The organism is Hymenobacter sp. CRA2 (assembly GCF_002007105.1).
Lineage (GTDB): Bacteria > Bacteroidota > Bacteroidia > Cytophagales > Hymenobacteraceae > Solirubrum.
Window position 1 is genome coordinate 76,814 of record NZ_MVBC01000004.1, and the last position, 19,991, is coordinate 96,804.

Genomic DNA, 19,991 nt, shown 5'->3' on the forward strand with positions numbered 1-19,991 from the left:
CCCGTTTTGCGAGTGGCCGGTACCATTGTCTCCTTCCCGATGATCCTACGAGTTGCTGATGCTGCCGACGTGCAGTATGTGGACACGCTTTGTCAATGGTACGAGGAATCGGCCAAGCAGCGGGGTGTGGGTATTGCCAAGCGCGACCCCAACTACCTGAAAAAGAAGATGGAAACCGGTAACTCCATCATCGCCTTTATCGGCGAGCAGCTGGCCGGTTTCTGCTACATCGAGACCTTCGAGGACAACAAATTTGTTGTCAACTCGGGCCTGATTGTCAACACGCAACTGCGTAAGGAGGGCCTGGGCCGCGCCATTAAGCACGAGGTGTTCAAACTCTCGCGCTCCAAGTACCCGCAGGCCAAGCTGTTCGGCATTACCACCTCGGCGGCGGTGATGAAGATGAACACCGAACTGGGCTACAAGCCGGTAACCTTCCCCGATCTGACCCACAGCGACGATTTCTGGAAGGGCTGCGCGAGCTGCAAGTACTACCCCATCCTGCAGGAAAACGAGCGCCGCATGTGCCTCTGCACGGGCATGGTGTACGACAACCTGAACGACGAGTACGGGCAGGCGGCCAAGGCGCAGGAAACCATCGACTTCCTTGACAAGCCAGCGGAAACTGGCGCTGCAACGCCCGCGCTGGCGCCCAACACTGATTTTACGATCTGAGTTAGCTGCCGGAGCGGGTGCTTCCGCTCCGCCACGGCTTGGATACTGCATACCGAAGCGGCAAGGTCAGCCGCGCCACACCTTCTTCTCTCAAGAACCCCTTCAGCGCTAATGAAAAAGGTAGTTCTCGCCTATAGCGGCGGCTTGGATACGTCCTACTGCGTCGTGTATCTGACGAAGGAACTGGGCCTGGAAGTCCACACGGTCATCGTCAACTCGGGCGGCTTCTCGGCAGAGGAGCTGGCCGGCATCGAAAAGCGCGCCTACGAAATGGGCTCCAAGCGCCATGAGGTCATCGACGTGACGGAGCGGTTCTATCAGCAGTGCCTGCGCTACCTGCTGGCGGGGAATGTTCTGAAGAACGATACGTACCCGCTGAGCGTCAGCGCGGAGCGCATGTTTCAGAGTCTGGCGCTGGCCGAGTACGCCCGCGAAAACAAGGCCGACTACATTGCCCACGGCAGCACCGGCGCCGGCAACGACCAGGTGCGCTTTGATGTGGCATTTTCGGTCATCTCGCCTAACACCGAAATCCTGACGCCCATCCGCGACCTGCGCCTTTCGCGCCAGCAGGAAATCGAATACCTGCAGGCCAACGGCGTGGAGATGAGCTGGGAAAAAGCCAAATACTCCATCAACAAGGGCATCTGGGGCACCAGCGTGGGCGGCGTCGAGACCTTGACCTCGCGGCAGGGCCTGCCCGAATCGGCCTGGCCGACCCAGCTGAGCAAGCAGGAGCCGCAGGAAATCAGCATCACCTTCGAGAAAGGCGAACCGGTGGCCCTGAACGGCGAAGCCATGAAGCCGGTGGACCTGATTGTGGCCCTTAACGAGCTGGCCGGGCAGTACGCTATCGGCCGCGACACCCATGTGGGCGACACCATCCTGGGCATCAAGGGCCGCGTGGGCTTCGAGGCGCCGGCGCCGCTCATCCTCATCAAGGGACACCACCTGCTGGAAAAGCACGTGTCGTCGCGCTGGCAGCTGCTGCACAAGGACTACATCGCCAACTGGTACGGCACGCTGCTGCACGAGGCGCAGTATCTCGACCCGGTGATGCGCGACATGGAAGCCTTCCTGGAGTCGTCGCAGGAGCGGGTGTCGGGTACGGTGTACGTGTCGTTGAAGCCCTATCAGTTTGAGCTGCTGGGTATCGAGTCGAAGTTCGACATGATGCAGTCGAAGGTAGCGACCTACGGTGAAGAGAACAACGCCTGGGATTCGCGCGACGCAAAGGGCTTCATCAAGATTTTCAGCAACCAGCTGCGCATTCACGCTTCCTTCAATGAGCAAGATTAAGGTTGGCATCGTCGGCGGGGCCGGCTACACGGCGGGCGAGTTGATTCGCATCCTGCTGCACCACGAGTTCGTGGAGTTGGGCGCCATCGTTTCGTCGTCGAGCGCAGGCAGCCCGGTGTACCAGGTGCACGACGATTTGGTGGGCGAAACGGAGCTGCGGTTTACTGCCGAACTCGCCGGTGATGAGGACGTGGTGTTCCTTTGCCTGGGCCACGGCAACTCACGGGCGTTTCTGGAGAAGCACCCGCTGCCGGAAACCACCCACGTCATCGACCTCAGCAACGACTTCCGCCTGAGCGCCGACCGGGAGTTTCAGGACCGGGAGTTCGTGTACGGGCTGCCGGAGCTGAACCGGACGCGCATTGAGCAGGCGCAGAGCATTGCCAACCCCGGCTGCTTTGCCACGGCCATTCAGTTGGCTTTGCTGCCGCTGGCCCAGGCCGGCAAGCTGACCGACGACGTGCACGTATCGGCTATTACCGGCTCGACGGGCGCGGGGCAGAGTTTGTCGGAGACGGTGCATTTCTCGTGGCGCGCCAACAACGTGTCCATCTACAAGCCCTTCACGCACCAGCATTTGGGCGAGATAGGGGAGAGCCTGACGCAGCTGCAGCCGGAGCTGGCAAACGAGGTGCACTTCATCCCGTACCGCGGCAACTTCACCCGCGGCATCTTCGCCACGGTCTACACGCCGTCGGATTTGACGCAGGACGAGGCGCGGGCTCTTTATAAGGAGTTCTACGCCGACGCGGCGTTTACCACGGTGTCGGACGCGGAAGTGCATCTGAAGCAGGTAGTCAACACCAACAAGTGCTTGCTGCACGTGCAGAAATTCGGCAAGCAGTTGCTTATCACCTCGGTAATCGACAACCTGGTGAAGGGCGCTTCGGGTCAGGCCATCCAAAACATGAACCTGCTCTTCGGCCTGCCGGAGACGACGGGGCTTCACCTCAAATCGGTGCTTTTCTAATGAATTGGTAATGTCATGTCGAGCTTGTCGAGACATCTCGCTCGGGTAGTAATTCCCTCGTTGATCGGCGATTTTAATACCTGACATCAGCACGCGAGATTCCTCGACTTCGCTCGGAATGACGTTCTACTAGCTGCCGGCGCAGCGTCTCAGTTCTAACTTCTCAGCTCTCAGTTCTAACTTAAATGGAGCTTTTCAACGTCTATCCGCTCAACGACATCACGCCGGTGCGCGCCCTCGGGGCGCAGCTCTGGGACGACAAGGGCGAGCAGTACCTTGACTTCTACGGCGGCCACGCGGTCATCAGCATCGGCCACTCGCACCCGCACTACGTGCAGCGCATCACCGAGCAGGTGCAGCAGATCGGCTTCTACTCGAACTCGGTGCACATCCCGATTCAGCGCGAGCTGGCCCGGAAGCTGGGTGAGGTGTCGGGCTACGCAGATTACACGCTGTTCCTGTGCAACTCGGGTGCCGAGGCTAACGAGAATGCGCTGAAGCTGGCGTCGTTTCACACCGGCAAAAGCCACGTCATTGCATTTAAAGGGGCTTTCCACGGCCGCACCTCGGGCGCGGTAGCCGCCACCGACAACCAGAAAATCGTGGCGCCCTTTAACGCCGGGCACCAGATCAGCTTCCTGCCTTACGAGCTGGCGGACGTGGAGCGGGTGTTGCAGGCAGGCCAGACCTGCGCCATCATCATTGAGCCGATTCAGGGCGTGGGCGGCATAATTATGCCTTCGGATGAGTTTCTGCAGGGGCTGGAGCAGCTGTGCCGGCAGTACGGCGCCGTGCTCATTGCCGACGAGGTGCAGAGCGGCTACGGGCGTAGCGGTAAGTTCTTCGCGCACCAGCACGCCGGCGTGCGGCCGGGCATCATCTCGGTGGCCAAGGGCATGGGCAACGGCTTCCCCATCGGCGGCATCCTGATTGCGCCGGAGTTCAAGGCCTCGTACGGGCTGCTGGGTACTACTTTCGGCGGCAACCACCTGGCCTGCGCCGCCGCGCTGGCCGTGCTGGAAGTCATCGAGCAGGAAAACCTGCTGGCCCACGCCACGGAAATGGGCGAGTACCTGCGTACTGAATTGCTAGCCAACGCCGGCGCCCAGGAAGTGCGCGGCCGCGGCCTGATGGTGGGCATTAAGTACGATTTCCCCATCAAGGACCTGCGCGACAAGCTGCTGACGGAATACCACATCTTCGTGGGCAACGCCTCCGACCCCGGGGTGCTGCGCCTGCTGCCGCCCTTGAACATCAAACGCGAGGAGGTAGACCTGTTTTTGCAGGCGCTGTACGCAATTATTCCGGCTCAGGTAAGGAGTTAAGCAACTCGTGGCCTAACTTGCGGCCTTAATGAGTGGCACGACGAGGTTCCCGAGCAAAGCTCACCTTCTGATCAGCTGCACGCTGCCGTTTCCTACAATTGCGCAGCCCTTGGCCGGTTCTTTCCCTGAAAGTGCGGCCACCCAATCTTCTTTCCAGCAGTCGTGCCCACCCGATTTTCCGATGCCTGACATCTGGGAGCGGCAGGGCGCGGGACCGATTGATTTACCTTCTTTCGCTCCCGTTTGGCTTAAGTCCTCATTCGGCTGGAATAGACCTCTACTGTTTGGTTCTGTTCCAGCCGAAATTGTATCCGGCCGGTTCCAACAGTGGGCCGAAGCCACGCCGCACCTCCGCCTAGTTACTGTTCAGCCAATAGAAATGGCTGATACGATTTCCCGCCAGGCTCTCCCTCTCTTTTGGAGAGGGGGCCGGGGGTGAGGCGCACCGCAGAAAATCAACAGAGTAAACCCTTTTTTCGCACAACAGAGTGGAAAACGCTAAATCGGTGAAGCTGGTGCTCGAAGACGGCACCGAAATTCAGGGCCAATCTTTCGGCGCATTCACCTCGGCCGCGGGCGAAGTGGTGTTCAGCACGGCCATGACCGGCTACCCCGAAAACCTCACCGATCCGTCCTTCGCCGGGCAGATTCTGGTGCTGACTTACCCCATCGTGGGCAACTACGGCGTGCCGGGCGAGGAGCTGTACGAGTCGATTTCCAAGATTTTCGAGTCGGACAAGATTCACGTGGCGGGCCTGGTGGTCAACTACTACTCCGAGGAGCACAGCCACTGGCACGCCGCCAAGAGCCTGGGCGAGTGGCTGGCCGAGTACAACATCCCCGGCATCTTCGGCGTGGACACCCGTATGCTCACCAAGAAGCTGCGCGAGAAGGGCGCCATGCTCGGCAAAATCGTGGCCGAAGAGGACGTGCCCCTGCACGACCCCAACCAGGACAACCTGGTGGCCCAGGTGAGCCCCGACGGCGTGCAGCACTACGGCACCGGCAAAAACAAGATCGTGCTGGTGGACTGCGGTACCAAGACCAACATCATCCGCTGCTTCCTGGAGCGCGACGTGGAGCTGATCCGCGTGCCCTGGGACTACGACTTCACCCAGCTCGACTACGACGGCCTATTCCTGAGCAACGGCCCCGGTGACCCGAAAATGTGCACGCCCACCATCGAGCACCTGCAAAAGGCGCTGCAGCAGGACAAGCCCATCTTCGGCATCTGCCTGGGCTCCCAGCTCATGGGCCTCGCGGCCGGCGGCGACACGTTCAAGCTCAAGTACGGCCACCGCAGCCACAACCAGCCGGTGAAGCTCACCGGCACCCAGCGCAGCTACATCACCAGCCAGAACCACGGCTTCGCGGTGGACACCGCCACGCTGCCCGCCGAGTGGGACATGCTCTTCGAGAACCTGAACGACGGCACCTGCGAAGGCATCAAGCACAAGACCAAGCCCTTCTTCTCCACCCAGTTTCACCCCGAAGCCGCCGGCGGCCCCCAGGACACGGAGTTTCTGTTCGACCAGTTCCTGGACGAGGTAGAGAAGTACAAGGCTGGTAAGTAGCCGAACGGCAAGCTCCGCACGGCAGCACCCCAGCACGTCATGCTGAGCTTGTCGAAGCATCTCTACCGCTTCGTCTAAGTTTTAAAAAGCCCATTTGCAATATGGCCGAGATAGAGGACCAAGACTCTGTAATTGGACGAATAGTCAATTCTGAACTTGTTCTTCAGCATTTCGGCTATTGGCCGAGTTTTCACGACGCCGGTATTGGCAAAGTGACCTTTGAAGTTCATCCTTCATTTGGGGCGGCAGTGACGCTTGTAATAGAAGCTTGTGAAACGACCGATGAAGTCACAGAACAAGGCTACTATAAACAGGTAAAGCACTGCGACATCGAGCTTCAATTTCTTGGTATCCAAGAAATGGTTTTGGGCTTCGACCATAAACCGACCATTTTCGGCCTTGACTTCGAAGAGCGCGGCAAACTCATAGAATGTGGACTGGCTTCCTCTGCCGATACCCGGTTAATAGTAGCAGAGAACGTGTCGGTCTTGCGCTTGACGCCGACCGTTCCTCCTGTGGATGAGCCAAAGAAAATTGAGCAGGTAAACCCGGACGAGCCAATGGATTCAAGAAACATATTCATTTCTAGCCAGCATCGACTAAATGATGTCAAGTGGTCAGACCTGATTTATGTTGGCTTAGACCATGCTCAGGCCAATGAATACAAGGCAGAGAAAGTCGCCGAATATGCTCATGCACTCTTCGATGAAGAAGATGTGTATGTCGTCATCGGACGCCACGACTCTTACTTGTCGGCATTAGACGAAGCCTTAGAAAGAATAAGCACACTGCTGAAAACAACGGACGTTCTGCTCTGCAACACTGCTTTTACAAAGGCCATGAAGTTCAACCAAATCGGGGTCATGTGCTACGGGCAGAAGCCTAAACAATCTTCTGCAACGGATCAGTAAGACGCTTCCACTTCGCTTCACCTCACTCGATAAATTCGCTCCCTCAAACGCACTGTCCATATGCCAGAAAAACGTAGAGGTCTGCCGAATTGGGTGTTTATCGTGGCCGGCGCACTGGTGCTTGCCGTGTACTTGTTCAGCAAATTCCTGGGCCAGAAGACCATTTTGAAAGCGGTGCTCGGGGAGCCGGGCGACTTGGTGGCTCGGGCCATGAAGTCGGCCAAATACTCCCCGCGCATCACCAGCCGCATCGGCGAAATAAGCGGCACCAACTTCAAGGTAAAGCAGCTCGGGGCCAGGAAAGATACCTCCGTCTTTCAGTTTCTGCTGCAAGGCGAGCGGGGCAATGCGTCCATCAAGCTCTGGATGGTCAAGCGGCCGTCCGGGCAATGGGACCTGATCAAAACCGACACGCTCTTCAGCACGGAGCGGACCGTTCCGCTCACGCAACTCGATAAGCTGTAGTCAGCTTCACAAGACTTTTAATCCGACTCCCGCGCGGGTCTGGTACTCTAACTCCTAGAATGGAAAAACCCAACAAAGTTCTCATCCTCGGTTCCGGCGCCCTCAAAATCGGGGAGGCCGGTGAGTTCGATTACTCCGGTTCGCAGGCCCTCAAGGCGCTGAAAGAGGAAGGCATCCGCACCATCCTCATCAACCCCAACATTGCCACCGTGCAGACGTCGGACGACATTGCCGACGACGTGTACTTCCTGCCCGTGACGCCCTACTTCGTGGAGGAAGTCATCAAGAAGGAGCAGCCCGACGGCATTCTGGTGGCTTTCGGCGGCCAAACGGCCCTGAACTGCGCCGTGGCCCTGTACCGCGCCGGCGTGTTCGAGAAGTACAACGTGCGCGTGCTCGGCACGCCCGTGCAGAGCATCATCGACACCGAGGACCGCGACATCTTCAAGGAAAAGCTCGACCAGATCGGCGTGCTCACGGCCCGCAGCGAAGCCGTGACCACGATGGAAGACGCCTTAGCCGCGGCTGAGCGGATTGGCTTCCCCATCATCGTGCGCGCCGCCTTTGCCCTGGGCGGCCTGGGCAGCGGCTTCGCCAACAACATGGAGGAGCTGCGCACCCTGGCCCAGAAATCCTTTTCGACCTCGGACCAGATTCTGGTGGAAGAGTCCTTGAAAGGCTGGAAAGAGGTGGAGTACGAGGTGGTGCGCGACCAGTTCGACAACTGCATCACCGTCTGCAACATGGAGAACTTCGACCCCATCGGTATCCACACCGGGGAGAGCATCGTGGTGGCCCCGTCGCAGACCCTGAGCAACCGCGAGTACCACAAGCTGCGCAGCATCGGCATCAAGACCATCCGCCACCTGGGCATCGTGGGCGAGTGCAACATTCAGTACGCTCTCGACCCGTTCTCGGAGGAATACCGCGTGATTGAGGTGAATGCCCGTTTGTCGCGCTCCTCGGCCCTGGCTTCCAAGGCTACCGGCTACCCGCTGGCTTTCGTGGCCGCCAAGCTCAGCCTGGGCTACTCGCTGGCCGAGCTGAAAAACAGCGTGACGCAGACCACTTCGGCCTTCTTCGAGCCTTCCCTCGACTACCTGGTGGTGAAGCTGCCGCGCTGGGACTTGAGCAAGTTTGCGGGCGTGCAGCGGCAGATTGGCTCGGCCATGAAGAGCGTGGGCGAGGTTATGGCCATCGGCAAAACCTTCGAGGAAGCCGTGCAGAAGGGCCTGCGCATGCTCGACACCGGCCGGCGCGGCTTCGTGGCCAACAAGCCCGAGCCCATTGACCTCGCGGACCTCGACCGGCTGCTGAGCGAGCCGAACGAGGAGCGCATCTTCGCCATCAACGAGGCCTTCCAGGCCGGCTACGACGTGGAGCGCGTGTACGAGCTGACGCGCATCGACCGGTGGTTTTTGCAGCGCCTCTACGGCATCTACCAGCTGGGCCTGCAGCTCGGCGAAAAGCGCCAGCAGGGCGGCCTCGATGCCCTCGACACCGACCTGCTGCGCCAAGCCAAAAAGCAGGGCTTCTCGGACCAGCAGCTGGCCGTGCAGCTGCTCGGTCCGGCCGAGGTGAAGGCCAACGAAATGCTGGTACGCGCCCGCCGCAAGGCCCTGGGCGTGGTGCCCGTGGTCAAGCAAATCGACACGCTGGCGGCCGAATTTCCGGCCCAGACCAACTACCTCTACCTCACCTACCACGGCACCGAAAACGACCTGGAGCCGGAAACCGACAAGTCGGTGGTGGTGCTGGGCTCGGGCGTGTACCGCATCGGCTCGTCGGTGGAGTTTGACTGGTGCGGCGTAAACGCGGCCCAGACGGTGAACGAGGAGGGCTACAAGTCCATCATCATCAACTACAACCCCGAAACCGTCTCGACCGACTACGACGTGTCGGACCGCCTGTACTTCGAGGAATTGAGCTACGAGCGGGTGATGGACATTCTGGACTTCGAAGCGCCGCAGGGCGTGATTCTGAGCACCGGCGGGCAGATTCCGAACAACATTGCCACCCGCCTCGAAGCCGCCGGCGCGCCCATCCTGGGCACCGGTGCCGCGCGCATCGACGAGGCCGAAAACCGCCACAAGTTCAGCAGCATCATGGACGAGCTGGGCATTGCCCAGCCGCGCTGGAGCGAGCTGACCACCATGGAGGCCATCTACGACTTCGTGAAGCAGGTGGGCTTCCCGGTGCTGATCCGCCCGAGCTACGTGCTGTCGGGCGCGGCCATGAACGTGGTGTCGAACCCGCGGGAGCTGGAGGAGTACCTGAAGCTGGCCGCCGAGGTCAGCGCCGAGTACCCGGTGGTGGTGTCGCAGTTTATCCAGGATGCCAAGGAAATCGAGCTGGACGCGGTGGCCGATAAAGGGGAAATTGTTTCCTATGCTATATCGGAACACGTCGAGTTTGCCGGCGTACACTCGGGCGACGCCACCATGTATTACCCGCCGCAGCGCGTGTACGTGGGCACGGTGCGCAAGCTCAAGGTCATTGCCGAGAAGATTGCCAAGCGTTTCCAGATCAGCGGGCCGTTCAACATCCAGTTCCTGGAGAAAAACCGCGAAATCCGCGTCATCGAGTGCAACCTGCGCGCCTCGCGCAGCTTCCCGTTCGTGAGCAAGGTATCGGGCAACAACCTGATCAAGAAGGCCACGAAAGTGCTGCTCGGGCAGTCGGTGGAGCGCGACGCGAGCGAGCTGGTGTACGACCTGCCCTTCGTGGGCGTGAAAGCCTCGCAGTTCTCCTTCACCCGCCTGCAGGGCGCCGACCCGGTGCTGCGCGTGGACATGACCAGCACCGGCGAAGTGGGCTGCCTGGGCGACACGGCCGAGGAAGCGCTGCTGAAGTCGCTGCTGTCGGTGGGCTACCGCATCCCGGAGAAGACGGTGCTGATGTCCAGCGGCCCGCTGACGTCCAAAGTGGCCCTGCTGGAATCGGCCCAGGTGCTGGTGCAACGCGGGTACACCATCTACGCCACGCACGGCACGCACAGCTTCTTCGCCGAAAACGGCGTGCCCAGCTCCCTGGTCTACTGGCCCGACGAGCTGCAGGAGCCCAACGCCCTGACCTACCTGCGCGAGCGGAAAATCGACCTGGTCATCAACATTCCCAAGAACACGACCAAGGGCGAGCTGGACAACGACTACAAAATCCGCCGCACGGCCGTCGACTTCAACATCCCGCTCATCACCAACGCCCGCCTGGCCAAAGCCTTCATCCACGCCTTCACCACGCTGAAGCTGCAGGATCTGAGCATCAAGAGCTGGAAGGAGTTCAAGGCGCAGACCGAGCCGGTGCTGTAAGCCGGTGCCAACTGGCTAAAACGCATGGTTTCCGGACACCTTACCCGTGTGAGGTGTTCGGAAACCATTGTTTTTGCCCTACTTCCACTAAGAAGGAGCCCGGAAACCATTCGTTTCGGCCTCCTTCTTAGTGGAAGCGGCTCAGAAACCATTGTTTATGTGCTCATGCCACTGGGAAGTTGCTCGGGAACGATGGTTTTCGAGCACTTTGCATGTGTACTGAGTTCTGGCTATTTGGCTATTGGCAACCAAGCTTGCAGCAAAAGTCCGCCGTTATTCGGGAGCATAAACTGCTGTTCACCCAGCTGGACAGATTTGCCGCCGTACCCTGAAAAAACGCCCCGAATGTAGAGCTGCGAGCCGGCCAGCGAGAAGTCCAGTAGCTCATCCTTATGGGTGCCGCCCAGGCGTTGGGCCCAGTCGAAGCGGCTGGCCGGTCCGGTATCGGTGAGTTGCGCCACAAACAGGTCGGACCCGTAAACGTTCAGGCGACCGGGTGGTTTGGGCGGAAGCACCGTGGCGCCGATGGTCAAGCTCGGCGTGCCGAAGGTGCCCGCTACAAATACGTGGCGGCCGTTTACAACTACACGGGATACTCCGGCATCTTCATCGTGGCCGGTGCCGCGCAGACGCTGTACCCAGACCGGACGCACCTTGGTACCAGCCACGACCAGCTTGGCCACGAACAGGTCGCCCGGAACGTCCTGCGCGTTTGGTGGTTGGCTGGCCCGCCCGAACGCCTGGTCGGCATCCTCACGGCCCACGACGTAGAGGGAATTGCCACTGACGGCTACGCTGGTAACCAAGCCAGCTTCCGTGTGGGTCCAGTCGGGACGGTAGCTGTTTCCCTGGTCGCTGAGTTGGGTAAGGTGCAGGCGGTAGTTGGCGTGCCTGGGTAGGGCGCCCAGTTCCAGGGTGCTCGTTGGTTCTTCCCGGAGCGGCGTGTACTGCCAGGCGTTGGCAGCCAAGTACAGCTTGCCTTGCTGGCTAGCCAAGGTCACGACTCTGTAGTTGTCGGCGTTGACTAGCCAGGTGTGCTGCCAACTCGGAGTAGCCCGGGTTCCCGCATCGGTCAGCTTGGCGACGAAAGCCAGCGTGACGTTCGGGGCTTTATTGCCGGTGGCTGGGTCCCAGGTGCGGGATTCCGTTTCAATGGCTCCAGTCACGTAGAGGGCGGCCCCGTCGCAGACCAAATGCTGGGCTCGTGGGGTAACGCCTTCAATTTCATTACTGACAGCATAGCCCAGGGCCTGCGTCCACTCGGCGCTGGCGCGGTTGCCATGGTCGGTGAGCTTGGCCACAAACAGGTCGCCAAACCCCGGGGTCTTTATCGGATGGCCGAAGCCTTCCGACTCCTTCTCAAAGCGCCCCAGCACGTACACGCTGCTGTCTTGGATAACTAGAGCAGATGCGTAATCCTTGCTGTTGTAGCGTTGACTCATTTTCACCAGCCAGACAAGCCGGCGCGTGGCGGGGTCCCATTTGGCCACAAAGGCGTTGTGGCCAGTGGAAGCTGGGCCGCTTTCCGGGTCAACATGACCTTCTTCCCAGTGGGTCTGACTGCCAGCTACATACACGTACCCATTGGTCGTTACCGTAGCAAAAACATTCCCGGGAACTTCCAGCGGATGGATGTTCTGAAAGGACGGGGCCTGCGCCCAGGCGTCCGTGCCAGCAAGTACGCCGAACAAGGACAGTAAATAATATAAGCAGAAACCTAGGAGGCGCATGATAGTCAGTATTCAAAGTGCCATTGCTCACTGCGGTGAGTTTACCGATTTATTTTACCCTACTGCACCGTTGTTCTAACTCCTAACGGAATAAACGTGCCTAGACGGGGCGCTTCTGTTTCCTTTGTACCCCAAACCGCGAAGTAAGCTTCGCGCTACACCCCCCATGAAAAAATTCACCTCGTTCGCCGACGTACCGGATTACAAAGCCCTGCTGCAGCAGGCGCTGGAGATTAAGCAGAACCCCTTCGGCTACCAGCACCTGGGTAAGAACAAGACTGTCGGACTGATTTTCTTCAATCCCAGCCTGCGCACCCGCCTGAGCTCCATCAAGGCGGCCTACAACCTCGGCGCGCAAGCCTGGGTGCTCAACGCCGGCGCCGACTCCTGGACCCTGGAAATGGCCGACGGCGCGGTGATGAACGGCTCCACCCAGGAGCACATCAAGGAAGCCATTGCCGTGATGAGCCAGTACTGCGACGTGCTGGGCGTGCGCACCTTCCCCGGGCTCAAAGACCGCGACGAAGACTACAACGAGGTAGTCTTCAACAAGATTCTGCAGTACGCCACCGTGCCCGTCATTAGCCTGGAAAGCGCCACCCTACACCCGCTGCAAAGCTTCGCCGACCTCATCACCGTGGCCGAAACCAAGCAAACCGAACGCGTGAAAGTGGTGCTGACCTGGGCTCCGCACGTGCGCGCCCTGCCCCAGTGCGTGCCCAACTCCTTTGCCGACTGGTTTTCGGAAGTCGACTGGGTGGACTTCGTCATCACTCACCCCGAGGGCTACGAGTTGGCCGAGCAGTTCACCAAGGGCGCCCGCATCGAGTACGACCAGGCCAAAGCCCTGGAAGGCGCCGATTACGTGTACGCCAAGAACTGGAGCTCCTACCGCAACTACGGGCAGGTCATCACCCAGGACCCGAGCTGGATGGTGGACGCCCGCCACATGGCCCTGACCAACAACGGCAAGTTCATCCACTGCCTGCCGGTGCGCCGCAACGTGGAAGTCGGCGACGCGGTGCTGGACTCGTCCAACTCCCTGGTCATTCAGGAAGCCGGCAACCGCGTGTTTTCCATGCAGACGGTGCTGCACGAGATGCTCAAGTAGCGTCATAAGGCGCTAAAGCAGAGCGGCGTCCTGAGGCGCTACCACACCTCAGGACCCTTCGCGTTCTGTACCGGCTGAAAAGCGCAGCCCCCAACTCCTCGTGCAGGAGTTGGGGGCTGCGCTTGTTTTTGTTAGCAGCAGCGTATCGTGCCTGGATTCCGTCGGCGGTGCACAGGGTTTGGGCAATGGCTTTCCATGAACTCAAACGCGGCCCTGAGGGCCCAGCGGTGCTCCAGAGAGTGAAAGCCGGCGGGCGTCATGTGCTTGCCGTCCATGGAGTAGGGCCGCTCGTCTTCCGCGATGATGACGTCCAGGCCTCGGTGTAGCTGAGAATGATGGGCATGCAGTGCGGGCTGGACACGCCGCTTTAGAGGTTGCTTACTTGGGTTTATTATAGTTGAGCTTGAATAATACCGTGAAAATTAGCTTGACTTTGCCCGGATTTGTAGATAACGTTACGCTATACTCTGCCTGCTGCTGCAGACGGTCCGCGGCCCTTTCTCAGTCCCCGCCGCCCACCTCCGCCAGTTTTTCGCTCCCGGATGCCAATGCACCGCGGCCCTTTTATAGGCCAGGATGGTCGTTTGGCGCAAGTAGTAATGCAAACGTTTCCATCGCGCCGGCGTGCCAGCGCCGATGACTGCAATGCAAACGTTTCCACTGCCTCGCTTCCCGCAACCAATTCATACGCATTCCTATGAAAGACTCCTTACTCAGAATACGGAGGCTCGCTGTGCCTTCGTCGCTCTGTGGCCTGTTGCTGCTGCCAGTCGCAACTACCCTGGGGGCTAGCCACGTGCTGCCGACGGAGCCGGCCTGGCGCGGTGCCGTGCCGGTGGCCACACCCGTAACCGGGCGGGTGCTCGACGAAAAAGGCCAGCCCATGCCCGGCGTGACGGTGCTGGAAAAAGGCACCAACAACGGCGCCAGCACCGATGCGGACGGGCGCTACTCGCTCACCGTGGCCGATAATGCTACGCTCACATTCTCCTTCGTGGGCTACGTGACGCAGGAGGTGGCCGTGGGCGGCCGCAGCACGGTGGACGTGTCGCTGGTGGTAGACGCCAAGGCCCTGCAGGAAGTAGTGGTGGTGGGCTACCTCACCCAGGAGCGGCAGAACGTGACCGGTTCGGTGGCCAGCATAGATGCGCAGGAGGTGCGCCGGGCGCCGGTGGCCTCGGTGGGAGAGGCCATTCAGGGCCGGCTCACGGGCGTGCAGGTGACCAACTCCGGCCAGCCCGGGCAGGCGCCCAACATCAACATCCGCGGGCTGGGCACCATTGCCAGCGGCAGCGGTCCGCTCTACGTCATCGACGGCCTGTGGGTGCAGAACCAAAGCGGACAGCGTGACTTCAACCCCGCCGACGTGGAATCGGTGCAGGTGCTGAAGGACGCGGCCGCGCTGGCTCCTTACGGCGCCTCGGGCGCCAACGGCGTTATCATCATCACGACCAAAAAAGGCAAATCGGGCACTACGGCCGTGAACTTCAACGCCCTGGCCGGCGTGCAAAACCTCGTGCGGCGCCTCGATCTGATGAACGCCGCGGAGTGGGCCGTCATCAACAACCAGGCGTACACCAACGCCGGCCTGACGCCGCAGCCCTACGCGGCCAACCTGCCCGGCATCGATACCGACTGGCAGGAGGAGTTTTTCAAGCAGGGCCGGGTGCAGGATTACAACCTGGGCTTCTCGGGCGGCGGGCCCAACTCCACGTTCAACGTATCGGGCGGCTACTTCAACCAGACGGGCACGGTGCGCGGGCCGGAGTTTGAGCGCTACAGCTTCCGGGTGAATACCAGCTTCAACCTCGGCCGCTTCCGCTTCGGCGAAAATGCCCTGCTCACGCGCGCCAACCAGACGCGCCTGAACGTGATTCCCTTCTACGGTTCGCCGTTTTACAACGTGGTGCAGATGCTGCCCGTCAACCCGGTGTACGACCCGACGGTGCCCGGCGGCTTCGGTATCGGCAACGGCAACGCCAGCACCTTCGGCCTGAACCCCGTTGCCTCGCAGGATTTGCTCAACGATACGGGTACTTCCAACCGCCTGCAGGGCAATGTGTACGGCGAGGTGTCGATTTTCGACTTTTTGCGCTACCGGCTGAACCTGGCCACCGAGTTTCACGCCTTCCACGACCAGCAGAAGCGGAAGTACGGCGTCTGGCGCCAAAACGACATCACGCAGCTCTCCAACTTCGGCGAAAACCAGGGCAACGAGCTCTTCGGCATGGCCGAAAACACGCTGACCTTTGACAAAAGCTTCGGGGACCATAACCTGACGGTAGTGGGCGGCTACAGCCAGCAGCGCTTCCGCCAAGAGTTTACCCGGGGCGTGAACTTCGGCTACGGCACCGGGCCCACGTACTTCTGGCAGCTGAGCGCGGGCACCACCACGCCGCAGGCCATCGGCTCGGCTTACGAGTGGGCCAAGCAGTCGTTTTTTGCGCAAGCCACCTACGATTACAACCAGCGGTACCTGCTGACGGCCGCCTTCCGCCGCGACGGTTCCTCGCGCGTGGAGCGGGCCAACCGCTGGGGCAATTTCGGCGCTGCCTCCATCGGCTGGCGGGTATCGAAGGAAGCCTTCTTTGATGGCGTCACCAGCATTTCGGACCTGAAGCTGCGCGCTTCCTACGGCCGCCTGGGCAATGATCTGCTGGGCGGGGCCTATGGCGGCTCTTACAACTCGCAAGGCTTCCTGAACACCAACGCCAACTATGTGCTGGGCGGCGCCATTCAGAACGGGGCCATTCAGACCAACTACGCCAGCACCGGCATTCGGTGGGAGGACCGGCGCACCACCAACGTGGGCTTCGACCTGGGCGTGCTGGACAACCGCCTGACCTTGTCGGCCGACTACTACGTGTCGCAGACCTACAACGCGCTGATCAACCCGCCGCTGCCCCTGACGCTGGGCAACGCCGCCGACAACCCCTACCGCAACCTGGGCAAGCTGGAAAACAAGGGCTTGGAGCTGGTGCTGGGCTACAACGACGACCGGCACCCCTTCCGCTACGGAGCCACGGCCAACCTGACCACGCTCAAAAACGAGGTGCTGGACCTGGGCACCACCGGCGCCGAGGGCACCGGCGCGCCGAACTTCTTCAACGGCGGACCGCGCGACATTACCCGCACCGAGGTGGGCTACGAAGTGGGCTCGTTTTACCTCTACCAGTTCGACGGCATCTACCAGACCGGCGACAGCAACATCCCGGCGGGGCTGAGCGCGGGCGACGTGCGCTACAAGGACCTCAACGGCGACGGCAGCATCAGCGACCTGGACCGGGCGCACGTGGGGCGGGTGTTTCCCAAGCTGCAGTACGGCCTGAACCTGAACTTTGGCTTCGGCCCGGTGGATCTGACGGCCTTCTTCCAGGGCGTGCAGGGCAACGACGTGATGAACCTCGGGCGCTTCCTGACCGACAACACCGCCGACAACAGCAACTACCGCGCGGACTTCAGCCCCTGGACGTCCACCAACCCCTCGACCACCACGCCGCGCGCCATCAAGTCGGGCGGACCGCAAAACGGCGACGCAGCCGGCAACAATGCCCGCTTCAACAGCACGCGCTGGCTGGAAAACGGCTCCTATCTGCGCCTGAAAAACCTGCAGTTGGGCTTCACGGTGCCCAAAGCCGCCCTGCTGCGCACCAAGTACGTGGCCTCATTGCGCATCGTGGCCACGGCCCAGAACCTGTTCACGATAACCGACTACACCGGCTACGACCCCGAAACGGTGGGCAGCGGCGTGTTCAACACCATCGGCAACAACCTGGCCCGCGGCGTCGACGAGGGCTCGTACCCGAACCTGCGCACCTTCTCGCTGGGCGTACAAGCCGGCTTCTAGGCCCGCTCCACCTTTAAATCAGCTTCTGATATGAAAACGTTTCTGACGCGGGTGGGCCTGGCGGGTGCTTTGCTGCTGAGCGCCACTGCCTGCGAAAAAAACCTGCTCGACCAAACCAACCCCAACCTGCCCCTCACGGAGCTGTCGTGGACCACCAGCGACGACGCCGTGCGCGGCTCGGTGGCCTGCTACGCCGGCCTGCAGGGCCTGGGCATGTACCGCCGCTGGCTCAATTTTGCCTTCGATCTGCGCGACGACACCGGCTTCAGCCAAAGCCCCTGGGGCGAGCTGGCCGACTTCACGCACTTCATCCAGGTGAACTACAACTTCGAGGTGTCGAACAACATCTGGCGCGACCATTACCGCACCATTTTCCGCTGCAACCAGGTCATCGACCGCGTGCCCACCATTCAGGGCATGGACGCCACGCTGCAGCGGCGCATTGTGGCCGAGGCGCGCTTCCTGCGGGCCCTGAGCTACTTCAACCTGGTGTCGCTCTACGGCAACGTGCCGCTGATGCTGCAGTACTCCACCGACCTGAACCAGGCCGCGCCGCAGGGCACCGAGGCCCAGGTCTGGACCCAGGTCATCACGGATTTGCAGGCCGCGCAGGCCGATTTGCCGGTGAGCTACCCGAGCGCCGACGTGGGCCGGGCCACCAAAGGCGCCGCCATTGCGCTGCTGGGCAAGGCCTACATGCAGAACCGCCGCTGGGCCGACGCGCAGGCGCAGTTTGCGCAGCTGATCAACTCCTCGACCTACAACTACCGTCTCACGGCCAACTACACCGACAACTTCCGCCACACCACCGAAAACAACTCGGAGTCCATCTTCGAGGTGCAGTTTTCGGACGAGAAGAAGGGCGGCAACGACGCAGGCAACGGCCCAGATGCCACCTCCTCGCAGGGCGGGCAACGCTCGCAGTTCTGGGGCGTGCCGGGCTTCGGCTTCAACGATGGCGAGGTGCGGCCCTGGGTGGTGCGCGAGTTTCTGCAGGAAGGCACCGCCACCGGGCAGCGCGACCCGCGCCTGGCCGCCACCGTGTTCTACAACCGCCGCGACCTGACCCAATTCCCCACGCCCCTGGCCTCCGATGCCGACACGCTGGTTTATGGCACCGGCTTTCTCACCCGCTACGGCCGCAACGCCCGCGACCGTTCCCGCGTGTACTGGCGCAAGTACCAGACCGACTACTACCGCACCTTCGAGGATTTCGACTCGCCCATCAACCAGCGCGTAATCCGCTACGCCGACATCCTGCTGCTCCAGGCCGAAGCCCTGAACGAGCAGAACCAGCCGGCCACCGCCATTCCGCTCATCAACCAGGTGCGGCAGCGCGCCGGGCTGGCCCCGCTGCCCACGACCCTGGGCCAGACCGCCCTGCGCACCCAGATTATGCACGAGCGCGTGACCGAGCTGACTGGCGAAGGCGTGCGCTGGTTTGACCTGCAGCGCTGGGGCCTGCTCGACAACCCGGCCACGGTGGACCAGCTCAAGCAGCGCGACCCGGACTTCAACAACTTCGTGGTGGGCAAGTCGCGCCTGCTGCCGCTGGTGCAGAGCGACGTGGACCTGAACCGCCTGCAGCAGAACCCGGGCTACTAGCGTGGCGGCCCCGGTTTCGCTCGCGGAGCCGGGGCCGCCGTTTCCGGCCGACCAACCTCGGCTGCTTCTCCACCCGTTTTTGCCTCTACCCATGTTCGTCTCCCGCAGGTTCCTTCTGGCCGCGTGGCTGCTGCTAAGCCTGCCTGGCTGCTCCAACGGCCCCGGTTCAGGCGGCAGCCCCGTCACGCCCCAACCCACCGGCACCACCTACACCAACCCGCTGCTCAGCTCGGGCGCCGACCCCTGGGTGACGCAGAAAGACGGCTTCTACTACTACATGCACACCACCGGCAACAACCTCACGCTGTGGAAAACGGCGAAGATGTCGGAGCTGGGCTCGGCGGTGAGCCGCGTGGTGTGGACGCCGCCGGCCACCGGCGCGGCCTCGCACGACATCTGGGCGCCGGAGCTGCATTTTCTCGACGGCAAGTGGTACGTGTACTTCACCGCCGGCCCCGGCAACTGCTGCGGCGGACAACGGCTGTGGGTGATGGAAAACGCGGCCGCCGACCCTACCACCGGCACCTGGAGTACGCCCTCGGCGCTGGCCGTGCCGGGGCAGGACGTGTGGGCCATCGACGGGACGGTGCTGGAGCAGAACGGCAACCGCTACTTCATCTGGTCGGGGCAGGAGCTGGGCTCCGAGCAGCAGAACCTCTACATCTGCCGCATGGCCAGCCCGACTTCGCTCATGGGCCAGTGGGTGCAGCTGAGTCAGCCGCAGTACGCCTGGGAACTGTACGGCACGCCCAAAGTGAACGAGGGACCGGAAATCCTGCGCCACGGCGGCAAAACCTTCCTGGTGTACTCGGCCAGCCACTGCAGCACCGACGACTACGCTCTGGGCCTGCTGACTACCAGCAATACCGCCGACCCGATGGACCCGGCCGCCTGGAGCAAGTCGCCGAACCCGGTGCTGACCAAGGACCCCGCCGACCGCGCCTACGGCCCCGGCCACTGCTCGTTTTTTACCTCCCGCGACGGGCAGGAAACCTGGATACTCTACCACGCCAACCTCGCCGCCGGCCAGGGCTGCGGCAACGCCCGCAACCCGCGCATGCAGAAGCTGGAGTGGAACGCCGACGGCTCGCCCAACTTCGGCACGCCCGCGCCCACCGGCACGCCCTTGCCTCGTCCGGCCGGGGAGTAGAACGCCGGAACCCGCTTTCTT

The 19,991-nt window shown here is 61.5% G+C and carries 13 protein-coding genes; 12 read left to right on the plus strand and 1 reads right to left on the minus strand.

Annotated features, from left to right (window positions below):
• Positions 1-39 precede the first annotated feature (39 nt).
• The 8 genes from B0919_RS08280 to carB all read left to right on the plus strand — a co-directional run bounded on the left by B0919_RS08280 (position 40) and on the right by carB (position 10,527).
• Positions 40-675 carry a GNAT family N-acetyltransferase gene (locus B0919_RS08280; RefSeq protein ID WP_217701016.1) on the plus strand — a complete coding sequence of 212 codons (636 nt, stop codon included), beginning with the start codon at positions 40-42 and terminating at the stop codon, positions 673-675.
• Between the two features lie 111 nt (positions 676-786).
• A complete protein-coding gene (argG, locus tag B0919_RS08285) occupies positions 787-1,974 on the plus strand; it encodes an argininosuccinate synthase (protein WP_078011771.1) in 1,188 nt (395 codons plus the stop codon).
• Positions 1,961-2,944: an N-acetyl-gamma-glutamyl-phosphate reductase gene (argC, locus tag B0919_RS08290; RefSeq protein WP_078011772.1), complete on the plus strand. Its 984-nt coding sequence runs from the start codon at positions 1,961-1,963 to the stop codon at positions 2,942-2,944. The genes argG and argC overlap by 14 nt, the downstream gene beginning before the upstream one ends.
• A 185-nt stretch (positions 2,945-3,129) precedes the next feature.
• Positions 3,130-4,269 carry an aspartate aminotransferase family protein gene (locus B0919_RS08295; RefSeq protein WP_078011773.1) on the plus strand — a complete coding sequence of 380 codons (1,140 nt, stop codon included), beginning with the start codon at positions 3,130-3,132 and terminating at the stop codon, positions 4,267-4,269.
• 488 nt (positions 4,270-4,757) lie between these two features.
• Complete coding sequence (gene carA, locus B0919_RS08300; RefSeq protein WP_078011774.1) at positions 4,758-5,843, plus strand: glutamine-hydrolyzing carbamoyl-phosphate synthase small subunit; 1,086 nt, start codon at positions 4,758-4,760, stop codon at positions 5,841-5,843.
• A gap of 101 nt (positions 5,844-5,944) precedes the next feature.
• Positions 5,945-6,754, plus strand: coding sequence for an Imm50 family immunity protein (locus B0919_RS08305; protein ID WP_078011775.1), 810 nt, complete (start codon positions 5,945-5,947; stop codon positions 6,752-6,754).
• Positions 6,755-6,814: 60 nt separating this feature from the next.
• Positions 6,815-7,219, plus strand: coding sequence for a hypothetical protein (locus tag B0919_RS08310; protein ID WP_139361994.1), 405 nt, complete (start codon positions 6,815-6,817; stop codon positions 7,217-7,219).
• Positions 7,220-7,278: 59 nt separating this feature from the next.
• Positions 7,279-10,527 carry a carbamoyl-phosphate synthase (glutamine-hydrolyzing) large subunit gene (gene carB, locus B0919_RS08315; protein WP_078011777.1) on the plus strand — a complete coding sequence of 1,083 codons (3,249 nt, stop codon included), beginning with the start codon at positions 7,279-7,281 and terminating at the stop codon, positions 10,525-10,527.
• A gap of 230 nt (positions 10,528-10,757) precedes the next feature.
• Here carB and B0919_RS08320 read toward each other — a convergent pair whose 3' ends face one another.
• The gene (locus B0919_RS08320) at positions 10,758-12,257 is read right to left on the minus strand and encodes a hypothetical protein (protein WP_139361995.1); all 1,500 of its coding nucleotides are present in this window, start codon (positions 12,255-12,257) and stop codon (positions 10,758-10,760) included.
• 166 nt (positions 12,258-12,423) lie between these two features.
• On the opposite strand from B0919_RS08320, the gene B0919_RS08325 reads away from it, so the two are divergent.
• The 4 genes from B0919_RS08325 (at position 12,424) to B0919_RS08340 (ending at position 19,970) form a co-directional block, all read left to right on the plus strand.
• Complete coding sequence (locus B0919_RS08325; RefSeq protein ID WP_078011779.1) at positions 12,424-13,368, plus strand: N-acetylornithine carbamoyltransferase; 945 nt, start codon at positions 12,424-12,426, stop codon at positions 13,366-13,368.
• A 733-nt stretch (positions 13,369-14,101) separates the two neighbouring features.
• Positions 14,102-17,215, plus strand: a complete 3,114-nt coding sequence (locus B0919_RS08330; protein ID WP_176132927.1) for a SusC/RagA family TonB-linked outer membrane protein — start codon at positions 14,102-14,104, stop codon at positions 17,213-17,215.
• A 30-nt stretch (positions 17,216-17,245) separates the two neighbouring features.
• Complete coding sequence (locus B0919_RS08335) at positions 17,246-18,820, plus strand: RagB/SusD family nutrient uptake outer membrane protein (protein WP_078011781.1); 1,575 nt, start codon at positions 17,246-17,248, stop codon at positions 18,818-18,820.
• A 91-nt stretch (positions 18,821-18,911) separates the two neighbouring features.
• A complete protein-coding gene (locus B0919_RS08340) occupies positions 18,912-19,970 on the plus strand; it encodes a family 43 glycosylhydrolase (protein ID WP_078011782.1) in 1,059 nt (352 codons plus the stop codon).
• Positions 19,971-19,991: the final 21 nt, after the last annotated feature.